This window comes from Acinetobacter sp. YH16052, from assembly GCF_013417155.1.
Classification (GTDB): Bacteria; Pseudomonadota; Gammaproteobacteria; order Pseudomonadales; family Moraxellaceae; genus Acinetobacter.
On record NZ_VPEO01000010.1, the window covers coordinates 63,427 to 78,541 of the forward strand.

10 protein-coding genes are annotated in these 15,115 nt (G+C 44.5%); 6 read left to right on the forward strand and 4 right to left on the reverse strand.

Going from position 1 to position 15,115, the window contains the following annotated elements:
- Positions 1–13 precede the first annotated feature (13 nt).
- The 4 genes from FTV42_RS08760 to FTV42_RS08775 form a co-directional block, all read right to left on the reverse strand.
- Positions 14–439, reverse strand: coding sequence for a biopolymer transporter ExbD (locus FTV42_RS08760; protein ID WP_004279209.1), 426 nt, complete (start codon positions 437–439; stop codon positions 14–16).
- A 16-nt stretch (positions 440–455) separates the two neighbouring features.
- Positions 456–1,355: a MotA/TolQ/ExbB proton channel family protein gene (locus FTV42_RS08765; RefSeq protein ID WP_180038518.1), complete on the reverse strand. Its 900-nt coding sequence runs from the start codon at positions 1,353–1,355 to the stop codon at positions 456–458.
- A 36-nt stretch (positions 1,356–1,391) separates the two neighbouring features.
- Complete coding sequence (locus FTV42_RS08770; RefSeq protein ID WP_180038519.1) at positions 1,392–2,093, reverse strand: energy transducer TonB; 702 nt, start codon at positions 2,091–2,093, stop codon at positions 1,392–1,394.
- A 148-nt stretch (positions 2,094–2,241) separates the two neighbouring features.
- Positions 2,242–4,908 (reverse strand): TonB-dependent receptor, encoded by a 2,667-nt coding sequence (locus FTV42_RS08775; protein ID WP_180038520.1) that lies wholly within the window; start codon positions 4,906–4,908, stop codon positions 2,242–2,244.
- A 725-nt stretch (positions 4,909–5,633) separates the two neighbouring features.
- Here FTV42_RS08775 and FTV42_RS08780 point away from each other — a divergent pair.
- The 6 genes from FTV42_RS08780 to FTV42_RS08805 are packed head-to-tail and all read left to right on the forward strand — an operon-like array spanning position 5,634 to position 15,100.
- A complete protein-coding gene (locus FTV42_RS08780) occupies positions 5,634–7,391 on the forward strand; it encodes an ABC transporter substrate-binding protein (protein ID WP_180038544.1) in 1,758 nt (585 codons plus the stop codon).
- Positions 7,392–7,413: 22 nt separating this feature from the next.
- On the forward strand, positions 7,414–9,216 hold the full coding sequence (locus FTV42_RS08785) for an ABC transporter substrate-binding protein (protein WP_180038521.1): 1,803 nt from the start codon (positions 7,414–7,416) through the stop codon (positions 9,214–9,216).
- A 20-nt stretch (positions 9,217–9,236) separates the two neighbouring features.
- Entirely contained in the window at positions 9,237–11,243 is a 2,007-nt protein-coding gene (locus tag FTV42_RS08790) for a M3 family metallopeptidase (RefSeq protein ID WP_180038522.1), read from the forward strand.
- A gap of 12 nt (positions 11,244–11,255) precedes the next feature.
- Complete coding sequence (locus FTV42_RS08795) at positions 11,256–12,194, forward strand: ABC transporter permease (protein ID WP_004279216.1); 939 nt, start codon at positions 11,256–11,258, stop codon at positions 12,192–12,194.
- A gap of 7 nt (positions 12,195–12,201) precedes the next feature.
- Positions 12,202–13,353: an ABC transporter permease gene (locus FTV42_RS08800; RefSeq protein WP_180038523.1), complete on the forward strand. Its 1,152-nt coding sequence runs from the start codon at positions 12,202–12,204 to the stop codon at positions 13,351–13,353.
- 10 nt (positions 13,354–13,363) lie between these two features.
- The gene (locus FTV42_RS08805; protein WP_180038524.1) at positions 13,364–15,100 is read left to right on the forward strand and encodes an ABC transporter ATP-binding protein; all 1,737 of its coding nucleotides are present in this window, start codon (positions 13,364–13,366) and stop codon (positions 15,098–15,100) included.
- Positions 15,101–15,115 lie beyond the last annotated feature (15 nt).

The window sequence follows — 15,115 nt, forward strand, 5'->3', positions numbered from 1 at the left end:
TCCTTCTTTGTGCTTAAGGTGTAGCGGGCGGAGTGGTGACAAAAGCAATTTTGCCGATACCGGCCTGTTGGGTGGTACTAATCACCTGATCAATTGCCTCATAAGGTGTTAACTGATCACCACGAATATGCACTTCAGGCTGCGGACGTTTCTGGGCTTCTGCCTGTAAACGACTCAGTAAAACTGTTTTATCTGCGATATAGATTTCGTTCCAGAAAATATCGCCAGTTTTATTGACAGCCAGCTGAACATTTTCCGGTTTGGTTTCATACGGTACATTTCTTTCTTCGGGCAGATCGACAGGTACGGTATGAATGGCAACCGGTACAGTAATCAGGAAGATAATGAGCAAAACCAGCATAATATCAACCAAAGGTGTGGTATTAATGGTTCCAATTACCTCATCATCGCTGTCGTTTGAATTGACCATCATTCCCATGGCTGATGCCTCACTCTTACTTCACGTCACGATTAACAGGATTATTGGTTGTAATTTCACCGCTGAGTAATACTGCGTGTAAATCAGAACCAAAAGTACGGACTTCTTCCATGACCGCTTTATTACGGCGAGTCAACCAGTTGTAGCCAAGTACTGCAGGTACTGCTACGGCCAGACCGATAGCTGTCATAATCAGTGCTTCACCCACTGGACCTGCTACTTTATCAATCGAAGCCTGACCTGAAACACCAATGGCAGTCAGTGCATGGTAAATCCCCCAAACGGTTCCGAAAAGTCCAACGAAAGGTGCGGTAGACCCGACTGTCGCAAGGAAGGCCAGGCCACCACTCAGATGGTTCTGGATTTTGTCGATCGCACGGGAAATTGAGATGGTGACCCAGGTATTGAAATCAATACGCTCAAGTAATGTGCCGCCATGATTTTGGGTTGACTTAATCCCTTTTTCTGCAATAAAACGGTAAACGCTGGCTTCATTAAGGTTTTGGGCTGCGTTATCCAGAGAAGACGATTCCCAGAACTGGTGTTCAGCTTCCTTGGCTTGCTTGCGAATCTTGCCTTGTTGCAGGCATTTGCTGATCATGATGTACCAGGTACCAATCGACATAATCAATAGAATGAACAAGGTAACTTTCGAAACAATATCACCTTCTTTCCACATGGCTTCTAGGCCATAAGGATTATATCCAGCCTTTTCATCCTTAGCTTCAGCTGGTAATGGCGGTGGGGTCCGTGTAGCCGCTGTTGCAGGTGTTGTTACCGCTGTTTCAGTAACAGCAGTGGTATTGGGTGTAGCGGACTGTTCTGCAAAAACTGCTTGTAGAGGTAATAAAGTGCTCATGGCAATTACACCGGCAGCAGTCATGTTTTTTAAAGGTTTTAGTGATTTTTTCATCATAGATCTCCTGATTTTTTTCTTTATCTGTTGTATCTGTTAGTCAAGGACAAATTCATAGGGAATGTCATACCAAGATTCTTGCGGCTCGCCATTTTTCATTGCTGGCTTGAAAGTACATAAACTGAAGGCCTTGGATGCTGCACGATCCAGCGCACGACTACCGCTCGACTTTTTCACTTTGGCATCCTGGACCTTGCCGGTGGTATTTACATATACAGAGATCAAGACTTCACCTTGTTCTTCATTCATTAGTGCATCACGTGGATAGTCTGGGCGTTTACAACCTGCTTCACCTTGTGAAACACCACGAGTGACACCAGCGGGTGGAGGGGCTGGTGCTGGAGCGGCTGCGACTACTGGAGCCGGTGCTGCTACCGGACTTGGTGAAGGATTCGCTGCAACGGGAGTAGGCACTGCAACAGTTGTCGGTTGGGTTGGCGTTGGAAGTGTTTTCTGTACAGGAACTACTTTTTCAACCGGTTTCACCTCAGGCACTTGTGCCACTTTTTCCACGATTTTTGGTGGTTCAGGGGGTGTTTCTTTTGGTGGCTCAGGTTCAGGCGGCTTAATATCTTGAATAATCATTAGCTCAACTGGCTGTTCCGTCGGTTTAATAATGTCTTTTGCCATACCAGCCATGAGTACCAGGCCCACCAGGATATGCAAAAAAACAACGACCCCAATACCAGTCAGTTTTTTGGCGGAGTTTTTTTCTAAGTCTTCAAACTTTGTGCCCATCATGACTCCTAGAATTTAAGACAAACAGGAAATAGTGCACTGATGAGAAAATTTTTTTAGTTACAGGCAGCATTATTTTTTGTTTGGCTAAAATTAAACGGGGAAAACCGCAAACACCGCTTGGCAGCAGTGTTTGCGAAGTAATTAATTAAAAGAATTTATAAGTACCACGTAGGAAGTAGGTACGGCCCATTGGATCACCGTGACGAGGGTCATAGCCATATTGAGCATTGTTGGTTGCATCAGAAGCAGGTGGTTCTGCATCAAACATGTTGCGAATACCTGCAGTTAGCTCTAAATTCTTGAATCCGCTATAGGTGCCTGCAAAGTTATAAAGCGTATAGGCACTTACATCACGTTCTTGAGAAAAGTCTTCATAACCACGGATATATTGTTGTTCTAGTCTCATTTTCCAGTCTTCATAAGACCAGTTGATATTGGCAATATGTCTCCAGCGGACGACTGCAGGATCATCATAGATGCCGACGAGCCCTTCCCATTCACCGTTTGGTTCTTCTTGCTCATCCATTTTGATGACATAGGTACCATCAATCCCAAAACCAAAACGGCCTGTTGCTGTCATTGGGCTTAAGTAGTTCAGGCTGAGGTCAATCCCTTCAGTTTTTAATCCACCCATATTTTGTAGAGTTGTATTTAAATACTGGATACGACCATCTGGAGCGTAAACGATCAGATTGCCATAGCGATCAAGGTCATTAAAAATGTCATTAGGAGTAACTGAGCTGACTAAACCTTCAATGTCAATATTGTAGTAATCAGCGGTGAATACCAGATTCTTGATTGGTTCATATACGAATCCGGCTGTAAAAGAGGTTGATTCTTCTGGCTGTAAGTCTGGGTTACCACCTTGTTTACGCTTGAACTGCATACCACATTGGTCTGCAAATTGGGTGCTGGTCGGTTGACCGTTAGCATCACAAAAACGTGGGTTATTGAAGTTAGTGCTAGTATTGGTTTCACTTTGTAAAGAGTTGATTTCCCACATACTTGGGGCACGGAATCCAGTACTATAAGAACTACGGAACATTAACTCTTTAACCGGTTCCCAACGTAGGGATACTTTTGGATTGAAAGTATCACCAAAGTCACTATAGTCATCATAACGTGCCGCAAGTTGAGCTTCTAGAGTCGGCAAGATCGGTACATGTAATTCAGTAAACACCGCAGTAATATCACGGTCACCTGAACTTGACGGTTTATTTGGATCAATACCAGAACCTGGAACCTGGCGAACAAGATCGGCATTCACCTTGGCTTCCCAGTCCTGAGTGGTGTAGCTACCACCCAAGGCAAATCCAACTTCACCTGCAGGTAGTTCATAGATTGGACGGCTGACGGTGAAATCTATAGTGGTAGAATCCAGACTTGCCATATTTGTTGGGCCTGCCACATCAAAAGTAGACCATTTCCCAGCATCTGCAGCGGCCTGAGGACCAAATGGGTTTAAGGTGCCATCATTAAGTGCGGCTTGAACCAAACTTTGATTCAGGTAACCACTGACGAAATTATCAGTTGCTTCACTTTTGGCATAAGTAACGCCACCATTTACATCCCAACCGTAGACTTCACCTTCAATCCCTGCAAAAAAGCGGTTTGATTCATTTTCTGATTGAGAAACACGGTTACCTGATTGTGAACGTAAATAAAGTGCTGCTCTTGGATCTACCAGACCAGCGATGTCTGGTGTAATGCCGTTGCCTGGATAATATTTGCTGGTATTTGGAATAGAAAGACTACCTCCCCATACATCAGGTGCTATCGAGGTTTTTACTTTACTTTCAGTATAAATATATTCAGCAACCGCATTTAATGAATCGGTTAATTTGAAGGTACCTTTACCTAGAGCTGAAAAAGTTTCTTCTTCTGGAGTAATACCAATGAGTGCTTGAGTGTTTAACAGGCAACGTGTACCAGATACAAACATATTTGGTGCATTATTACAGTTTTGATTGATATAAGGGTTAACTACACCTACACCTGAATCTAAAAGGTTGGCAGGGAAGCCGGCACTTGAACCGATCGCCATGTTCAACTCTGGAATTAAACCACCACGACGGCTGACTTTACGATCTTTGGCCATGATCATGTCAGAAGTACGATAATCTACTACACCGTAAACGTTGAAACCTTGTTCATCCAGATCACCATAACCACCGAAAATAGAGACATCATATTTGTCGCCATTCTTTTCTTCAGGTGCTTGCAGTCCACCAGAAATACCGAAACCTTGGTATTCCTTTTTGATAATAAAGTTAATTACGCCGGCAATTGCATCTGCACCATATACTGCAGAAGCACCATCACGCAGAATCTCGATTCGCTCAACCATCGCGAGCGGAATAATATTCAGGTTAACTTCAGAAGTACTAAATGGGCTGTTAGCCAAACGACGCCCATTTAATAAAACTAAGGTCTTATCAGTACCAATCCCACGCAGGTTGGCAGAAGAACCTGAAGTATTACTTTTACCAATATTTTGAGAAACAGCAAAACCAGCTTGGTTAGCACTTACTTTATTAATGGCTTCTTCAACCGTGGTGACCCCCTGATTCACCAGATCTTCGACTTTAAGCACAGTAATAGGAGATGCACTTTGTGCAGCTACTCCTTTAATAGATGAACCTGTCACTGTCAATTTTTGAACCTTGGTAGGTTGAGCGGCAGAGTTTTCTGGTTCATCGGCTGCATGTGCCAAAGACAAGCACATCATACTTAAGGTAAGCGTACTTAACTTGAGTATTGTCTTGCCAACTGTTGGAGCCCCCATAGATCCGACCAATTTGTTTTTTTTCATCGTAATTTTCACCCTTTTGTTATGTGAAGTAGTGCTGGGAGGATTTAAGCAAAGCGGATGCCAACTTATAAATCATTATTTCTTATAATTATTAACTATATGAAAATATTGGATATAATTTGGTGTTTTTGGGGGTTGACTAAGTTCTGATGAAGAAATATCAAGATATTGAGGTTGAAAATGTGAACTAAGTCACTAAAGAAAACCATGGTAAAGTAAAAAATAAATATTTAATGAATAAGAAAGGAATCTAAAACTGAAAGAGAAATTGAATAAAGTTTAATCATGGTGCATAATTTTTACATAGAATATACAATATTTTTTTAAAATAAATTATTTATAATACAAGTACTTGTGTTTATTTATTGTTTACCTAAAGGTATACAATAGTGCAATAAGATGAAACAGGGTTGAGTTATTTTTGTGCGAAATGAACTTCAGTAAGAATTTTGAGGATAAAAATTTAATTAATGATTCATGGAAAATATTATGTTATTGATAATGTTTTAAATGATTAATAAAAATAAGCTTTTTTGAGTTAATAACAGGAAAAAAACGTTATTTTTTGAGGATGGCATGAAATTCGCTTTGTTCAGTTTATTCCATCTGTCCAGCTTTGACCCATCCATTGAAGCAAATATGGGATGATATGTTAAAGACTTCCTATAGCAATTAAAACTTCAAGATCAAGAATAGGTACAAATTTGAAATCATCATTTTTCAGTATGACAATTTTGGCCTTGGCCATGACTACGGGGCAAACCTCCTGGGCAAAATCATCTGCACATCCGGATAAAGTTTTAAACTTGGCTTTCGAAGCGCCTGATGATGGTTTTGATATGGTCAAAACCTATAATTTTTATAGTGGTAGCGTGGCTGAGGCCATTTTTGAGCCTTTGTTGCGTTATGACTATCTGGCCCGGCCTGCAATTTTGGCCCCAAATACCGCCGAGTCTTTACCCGTGGTTGAACAGGATGGCAAAGTTTATACTTTTAAAATCAAGCCAGGAATTTATTTCAGTCCGGATCCGGCCTTTCAGGGCAAGAAGCGTGAACTGGTCGCCCGGGATTATATTTATTCCATGCAAAGGGTGATGGATCCAAAAAATCATTCACCTTCTTTTTCCTTTATTGAAGGCAAAATTCTTGGCGCAGATCAAGTCATTCAGCAGGCCAAAAAAACGGGTAAATTTAACTATGATGCTCCGATTGCCGGTTTAAAAGCTCTAGATAAATATACCTTACAAATTACCTTGACCCGTTCAGACCTGAATTTTCCTTACATTCTGGCCTATGTTGCTTTTAGTGGTACCGCACGGGAAGCGATCGAACATTATGGTCATCGGGCAGGTCAGCATCCGGTTGGAACAGGGGCGTATCAGTTACACAAATATGTGCCGCGTAGCCGTATTGAACTGACTGCCAACCCGAATTATCGCGGTTTTGTCTGGAACTTTAAGGGCGATGGTTCCGAATGGGATCAACGTATTGTCAAAGCCATGCAAGGCAAGCAGATGCCGCAAATTGGCAAGGTCAAAATCAGTATTATTGAAGAGGAACAGTCTCGCTGGCTGGCTTTAAAGTCTGGACAACTGGACTATGACAAACTCACTGCGAGCGGCGCCGAACAGGCACTGGAAAATAAGCAGCTGAAAAGCGAATACAAGAAAAAAGGCATCCTGCATTATCCGAATAAAGAACCGGAAATTACCTATACCATCATGAATATGCGTGATCCGTTAATTGGTGGAAATTCATTGGAAAAAATTGCCTTACGTCGTGCTCTCGCCTTGTCCTATAACCAGAAAGAAGCCATCCAGCAGTTGTACAAAGGTCATGCCGATAAAGCTGAAATGATTTTGCCAGAGGGCGTGGGTGGACATGACCCGACGTATAAAAGCAGTATTGCTTATAACCCATTACTGGCCAATAAACTGCTTGACCGCTTTGGCTATAAGAAAGGCGCTGATGGTTACCGAACCTTGCCTGATGGCAAACCTTTGACACTAAAAATGAATTCAACCAGCTCAAGCTCTTCGGTGATTTCTGCAGAGTTATGGAAAAAGAATCTGGATGCGATCGGGGTGCGAATTGAGTTCAAGGTCAGTAATTTTGCTGACAATTTAAAAGAAGCCACCCAATGCAAACATATGATGTGGGGTGGGGCCTGGATTGCGGACTATCCGGAAGGGGAAAACTTTGCCCAATTACTGTATGGGCCAAATGCGCAGCAAGGCAACCTGAGTTGCTATACCTCAAAAGCCTATGACGCATTGTACCAGACTGCAATGAAACTGCCGCCACAGCAGCGGACGCCATATTATGAGCAGATGAACCGCCAGATGGAGGCCGATAATCCATGGATTCTGCACAATACTCGTATACGTAACTGGTTAATTCATCCGCATGTACAGGGCTTTAAAGCCCATCCGGTGACCAGAGCAGTTTGGCAATATATGGATATTGAACCTGTTAAAAAATAACTTGAGAAGATTAAGAACCAGTATGAATGTGAATAAAAATACTTTAAAAAAACTGGCCAGTGGGGTGTTAGTGGCCGGTTTGATGATGGCAGGGAGTGCACCGACATGGGCCAGCAATCCTGCCAACCCGAATAAGGTTTTAAAAACAGTATTTCTGGCAGCTGAAACCGGTTTTGATCCTGGTTATATCCATGACCGTTATTCAGCCAAGATTAATGCTGCGATTTTTGAGACCTTATTTACCTATGATTATCTGGCCTCGCCGGCAAAATTAGTGCCATTGACTGCAGTCAGTTTGCCTCAAGTGAGTGCAGACGGTTTGACTTATACCATTAAAGTTAAAAAGGGTATTTACTTTGCCGATGATCCGGTCTTCGGCGGTAAAAAACGTGAACTGACTTCGTATGACTATGCTTATAGCTTGAAACGTCTATTGGACCCAAAGCTGCATTCACCGAACAGCTGGTTGCTGGATGGCCGAATTAAAGGGCTGGACGCATGGATGGCCCTGACCAAAAAGAATGGCAAAGCCTATGAAAATCCGTTTGAAGGTATTCAGACCCCAGACCGCTATACCTTGGTATTAAAGCTGAATAATCCGGATCAGAACTTTCCGATGTTGCTGGCACATGGACCTGCCGCTGCAGTAGCTCGTGAAGTGATTGAAAAATATAAAGACAAGGCGGGTTGGGTCATGAATAGGCCAGTGGGAACTGGTCCTTATGTGCTTAGCCGCTGGACACCAGGCTCACGGATGATCTTAAAACCAAATCCAGCTTATCGTGGTTTTGTCTGGGACTTTAAAGCCAGTGGTGCAGAAGATCAGGCTATTGTAAAAGCCATGCAGGGCAAAAAAATGCCTCAAATCGGCACTATTGATGTGCGTGTTATTGAAGAAGCGCAATCCCGGATGCTGGCATTTAAGAAAAATGAACTGGACCTGCTCGAAATTGAGGGCGATATCGTCGTACAGGCCCTCGATGGTGACAAATTAAAGCCTGAGCTGGCTCAGCAGGGAGTGAAGCTGTCACGTATTTTAGAGCCCTCCATTAGCTACCATTACTGGAATATGCAAAACCCGGTCGTGGGTGGTTTCGCGCCAGAAAAAATTGCCTTACGTCGTGCCATGGCGATGGCATTTTCTGTAGAAAACATGATCAATGTATTACTTAAGGGGGATGGAGCAAAACTGCACATGCCTATCCCCCCAGGAGTAGCAGGCTATTCACCGTCCTATAAAAGCAGTATTCCCTATTCAGTCAAAGCAGCCAATATGTTGCTCGACCGCTATAACTACAAGATCGGTGCAGATGGCTGGCGGAAGACGCCTGAAGGGAAACCTCTGGTGATTGAACTGATTACTGGGAATACCAGTCGGGGCCAGCAACAGGGGGAGTTCTGGAAAAAGACCCTGGACAGTATTTATATTCGATTGACCAGTAAGGCCATGCCATTTGCTGAAGGCATCAAGCTGGAAAAGCAATGTAAAACCATGTTTAAGAGTTCTGCATGGATTGCCGATTATCCGGATGCCGACAATTTTATGCAGCTGTTCTATGGCAAGAATGTCAATGTCACCAACAATGCCTGTTTCAAGCATCCTGAATTTGACCGTCTTTACGAGCAAACTCAGAGCATGCCGCCAGGTCCGGAGCGTGATCTGCTCTATCGCAAAATGACCCGGATTCTGGAAGTCAACATGCCGACCCTGATGCTCTATAGCACCTACCGTAATGCCTTGACCCAACCCCAAATTATCGGACATAAGTCCCATCCGATTCTGTCTTCAGAATGGATGTATATCGATATTAATACGAAAAAGTAAGAAAAAATCTGGAGATGAATATGAAATCAAAATCTTTAAAATTAAGTACCTTATGTTTAATGATGATGGGGGGATATCAAGGTGTAGCGGCAGATACCCAAGTACAGCTGCTGCCATTATTCAAGGCTGCAGAAATTCCGTCTTTATGTGATGCCAGTCTGGCCTCCATGCAAAAAGATATCCAGATATTTGAAAATAAGAAAATTAAAAATAAAGCCAAGGCGGGACCTTATCTGGCTGAATGGGATGAGTTGCATGCCAAAGCCCGGGATTTCGGTGCAGCAGTAGGGCTGTACAGTAATGTCGATCCGGATCCTGCATTGCGTCAGGCAGCCGATGACTGTGAACTTAAAATCAGCAAATACCAAACCACCCTGTATCAGAATCCTAAACTGTATGGACAGTTCAAAAAACTGAAAGCCAGTGATCCGATTGATCAGAAATTTTTAGAAGATATTCTGGAGCAGTTTGAGAACACCGGGGTGCAACTCAGTGCAGAAAAACAGAAACGACTGAAAGAAATTATTGAAGAAAGTACCAAACTGGGACAGGACTTTTCCAAAAATGTGCGGGATAACCCTGAAAAAGTTGAATTTACTCCAGCTGAAATGAAAGGCCTGCCAGAAAGTTACATCGCAAATTTAAAGAAAAATGAAAAGGGCAATTATCTGCTTGGCTTTGATTATCCGGAATACCAGCCTTTTATGGAGCTGGCAGAAAGTGATGAAGCACGCAAACGTTACCAGACTGCTTACACGCGTCGCGGGACCGAACAAAACCTGCAATTCATGAAAAATGCCATTGATCTGCGTTATGAAATGGCACAACTTTTTGACAAGGAAAGCTATGCCCATTCTGCGCTTGAATTCCGCATGGCCAAAACTCCGGAAGCAGTGAACGGTTTTCTGGATGAGGTTTATGCCAAAGTTGCACCTCTAGAAAAGCAGGATGTAGAACAATTACGTCAGTTCAAGGCTGAAACTTTAAAAGTTCCATTAGAGAAAGCAGAAATTACACGCTGGAATCAGGGTTACTGGAGTGAAAAACTGCGTCAGGCCAAATACAAGGTAGACCAGGAAAAATTGCGGGATTATTTCCCGACAGAAGCATCGCAAAAATGGTTATTCGCTATTTCTTCGGAACTCTATGGCATTGAGTTCAAGCCGGTGAAAGTCAAGGCCTGGCATGATGAAGTGGAATATTATGCGGTACATGACAAGGCTACGGGCGAATTCCTGGGTGGATTATATGTTGATAAATACCCGCGTGAAGGCAAATATGGGCATGCAGCTGTCTGGGGAGCTTATGGCGGCAGTACCCTGAATCAGCGTCGTCCGGTATCGGTACTGGTGACCAATTTTAACCGTAAGGGCTTGAACAGCAATGAACTGGAAACCTTTGTGCATGAAATGGGTCATGCCTTGCACGGGATTCTTTCGAAGACCCGCTATACAGAACAGTCTGGTACCTCGGTAGAGCGTGACTTTGTAGAAGCACCATCACAGATGTATGAAGAGTGGGCACGCCGTCTGGAAACCTTGTCAAAAGTAGCAGATTACTGTGAGCCGGCATGTCCTCGGGTGGATGCTGCCATGACCGAGCGCTTAAAGAATGTGAAGAATTACGGCCGAGGCCTGCATTATGCCCGTCAGGCTTTATATGCCCAATATGATATGGCCTTGCATGGTAAAGATGCAAAAAACATTGAGCCTTTAAAACTCTGGCAGGATATGGAAGGCAAGACCGCCTTGGGTTATGTCAACGGTCAGCAGTTCCCGGGACAGTTCGGGCATCTGATGGGCGGCTATCAGGCAGGTTACTACAGCTATATGTGGTCTGAGGTCATTGCCCTGGATATGCTTTCATCCTTTGGTGATCAGCTGATGGACAAGAAAGTCGGTGCGCATTATCGCAATACGGTCCTGGCCCAAGGCGGACAAAAGCATGGCGAGCAAATGGTGAAAGACTTCTTGGGTCGTGATCCGGACAGCAAAGCTTTCTTTAATGAAATTTCAGGAAAAAATTAAGGAAGGCAAGCGATGCTGGCATATATTATTCGACGGCTTTGGCAAATGATCCCGACCATGCTCGGGGTGATTTTGCTGATTTTCCTGCTGTTTAACTGGGTAGGTGGAGACCCTGCCTATATTCTGGCCGGTAAAATGGCCAATGCGGAACAGATTGAGAACATCCGTCAGCAACTGGGTGTGGATCAACCGTATTACGTCCAACTCTGGATCTTTATCAAGCAGATTTTAACCTTTGATTATGGGGTGAGCTGGAGTACCGGGGAATCGGTAGCACAGATTATCACCACCCGTTTGGGGCCCTCACTGACCATTCTGATTCCACTGACCATTCTGCAAACTATTATTTCTATCATTCTGGCTTTAGGTGTGGCTTCAGTTCGTGGTTCTTTGACAGATCGCATGATCATGATGCTGTGTACGATCGGTATGTCGATCAGTATTCTGGTGTACATCATCGTGTTCCAGTATTTCCTGGCCTATGAACTGAGCTGGTTCCCGGTACAGGGCTGGAGCGATAATTTTGCCGATAATCTTTTCAAATATGCCTTGTTACCTGTGCTGATTATGTTGGTGGTCAGTATTGCACCAACACTACGCCTGTATCGTAGTTTTGTACTGGATGAAGTCAATCAGGACTATGTGCGTACTGCGCGTGCCAAAGGCCTGGGTGAAAACCGTATCATGGGCGTGCATGTCCTGCGCAATGCCTCCATTCCGATTATTACCGATGTGATGGCAGGACTTCCGGCACTGCTGATCGGTGCTTTCCTGATTGAGCGTTTTTTTGGTATTCCGGGAATTGGCCGTGAAGTCATTATTGCAGTAGAACGTTCCGATTTTCCTGTGATTAAAGCCATTACGGTCTATGTTGCTGCTGCGACCATGATATTCAACCTGATTGCCGATCTGATCTATAAATGGGTTGATCCGCGTGTACAGTTGAAGTAGGTGAATTATGCTGAGTGCGATATTTAAAAAAGAACAAGCGGCTGAAGCAGCACCTGAATCGGCTTCAACAGGATTATGGCAACTGGCCATGCGCCGTTTGAAACGTGACCGGATTGCCATGTTTTCCCTGTATGTGGTGCTGTTTTATCTGCTGCTGCTGGTACTGTCAATGAGCGGCCTAATTGCCAAAGACTGGAATAAAGAAGTGGCGGTCAGCTATGCACCGCCGAGTTTTATCAGTGCAGCGCCAGTTCCGGTTGCATCCGATCCAAAGCAGGGCGCAGAATCTGTGCCTCTACCGGTCAATCCAGTTGATCCTTTAAAAGATGTCATTGCTGAATTGAATGCTGAAATTGCTGCTGAGCAGGGGGTAGGCGCAGGCATTGATTATTATGGAGTGGTCGATCCGCTGGCAGAAGACATGAAGGCCATTAATCAGGAGCTCGGCGGGCAGCTGATGGATGAAAGTGGGGAACTCAAGCAAAGTCTGGTCTTCGGCGCCGATAAATGGGGACAGGATGTTTTACAGAAAACCATCAAGGGGGCTGAAACCTCGATTCTGGTTGGATTGATTGCAGCCTTTGTTGCTGTATTGATTGGGACTGCACTGGGTGCAATAGCAGGTTACTTTGGTGGTTGGGTCGATGATCTTCTCAACTGGTTTTATAATATCTTTACCTCGATTCCCTATCTGTTGCTGGTTTTGGCCATTGCCGCAGTGTTACAGCAGAAAGGTATTTTATCCATCATCCTGATTTTAGGTCTGACTGGCTGGACTGGGGTTTTCCGTTTGGTTCGTGCCGAATACATGAAACATACGGCACGTGAATATGTGCTGGCTGCCAAGGCGATTGGCGTGAGTAATATGCGTCGTATGTTTGTCCATATTTTTCCCAATGTCAGCCATATTGCCCTGGTACAGATGTCTATTCTGGTGGTGGCATTTATCAAGTCTGAAGTCATTTTGAGCTTCCTTGGTTTCGGTGTGCCTATCGGGGTAGTGTCATGGGGCAGTATGCTAAATGAAGCGCAAAGCGAGCTGATTTTGGGTAAATGGTGGCAACTGGCGGCAGCCTCAATCGCCATGGCGGTATTGGTGACTGCTTTCTCGATGTTTACCGATGCACTCCGTGATGCATTAGATCCAAAACTGAAATAGGGGCGCAACGATGTCTGAAATCAATCCAAGCACAGCACCTGCGCTACTTCGCGTAGAAAATCTGCGAGTCAGTTTTAAAGGTGAAAATAAAGAATATATTGAAACCGTAAAAGGGGTTTCTTTCGAGATTCCGGCCAATACCACAGTTGCACTGGTCGGTGAATCGGGGAGTGGCAAGTCGGTCACTTCCCTGGCCACTATGGGCCTGCTTCCGGCAGAAAGCGCACGTATTTCAGAAGATAGCCAGATTATCTTTGAAGGGAAAAACCTGCTCAAGCTTAAAACCCGTGAAATGCGCCAGATGTGCGGCAAAGACATTGCCATGATTTTTCAGGAGCCAATGTCTTCGCTAAATCCGGTATTTACGGTAGGCATGCAGATTGCAGAAATCCTGCAACTACATTTGGGCATGAATAAAAAACAGGCGCGGCAACGTACCCTGGAACTGCTCAAAGAAGTAGGGATCCCTGCGCCAGAAACTAAAATTGATGCCTATCCGGGGCAGCTTTCCGGTGGACAGCAGCAACGGGTCATGATTGCCATGGCCATTGCTTGTGAACCTAAACTGTTGATTGCAGATGAACCGACCACAGCCCTGGATGTGACTATTCAAAAGCAGATTCTGGACTTGCTGGAATCGCTGCGTCAGCGTCGCCAGATGTCGATGCTGTTTATTACCCATGATCTGGCATTGGTTGGTGAAATTGCCGATCAGGTGATTGTGATGCGCCATGGGGAAATCCGTGAACAGGGTCCGGTTCGGGAGGTGCTGGATCGGCCTCAGGATATGTATACCAAAGCCTTGTTACACTGCCGTCCACAATTGTCGCAACGTCCGTTACGTTTGCCGATGATCAGCGATTTTATGAAACAGGATGGTTCAACCTGGCTGGAAGATATCCGTCTGAATACTCAGCTTCCGCAACGTTCACGTGGACTAAAGGGTGGAGAGGAAATTATTCTGGATGTACGGGATCTAAAGAAATCTTTTTATAGTCGTAAAGGACTGTTTGGCAAAGATGAATTTCAGGCAGTAAAAGGAGTTTCTTTTCAGCTGGCCAAAGGCAAGACCTTGGGGTTGGTCGGGGAGTCCGGTTCGGGTAAAACCACCATTGGCTTGTTGCTGATGCGTCTGCAAAAGGCTACGGGCGGTAAGGCACTGTTTCAGGGTCGGGACATTCTGGACATGTCGGAACAGGAATTTACCCAGTATCAACGTAAAATCCAGATCATTTTCCAGAATCCCTATGCTTCTCTGAATCCGCGCTTTACCGTAGGGCAAATCCTGATGGAACCGATGCAGATTCACAAGATTGGTCAGGATGATGCCGAACGCAAACAAATGGCTCTGGATTTGCTGGAACGGGTCAGCTTGCCTGCTCAGGCTTTTTATCGCTACCCGCATGAGTTTTCCGGTGGTCAGCGTCAGCGGATTGCAATCGCACGTTGCCTGACCTTAAAGCCTGAGATTTTGATCTGCGATGAATCGGTCTCGGCACTGGATGTCTCAGTACAGGCGCAGGTGCTGAATTTACTGCAAGATTTGCAGGATGAATTCGGACTCAGCTATATCTTTATTTCACATGATTTGTCGGTAGTGAAATATATTTCAGATCAGATCATGGTGCTGAATCATGGTGAATTGGTGGAAATCGCCAATTCAGATGAATTGTATCAATCTCCACAGCATGAATATACCAAGCGTTTACTCGGTGCCATTCCGCAAGGGATTCCACAAAGTGTCTGATGCATAAGGCATAAA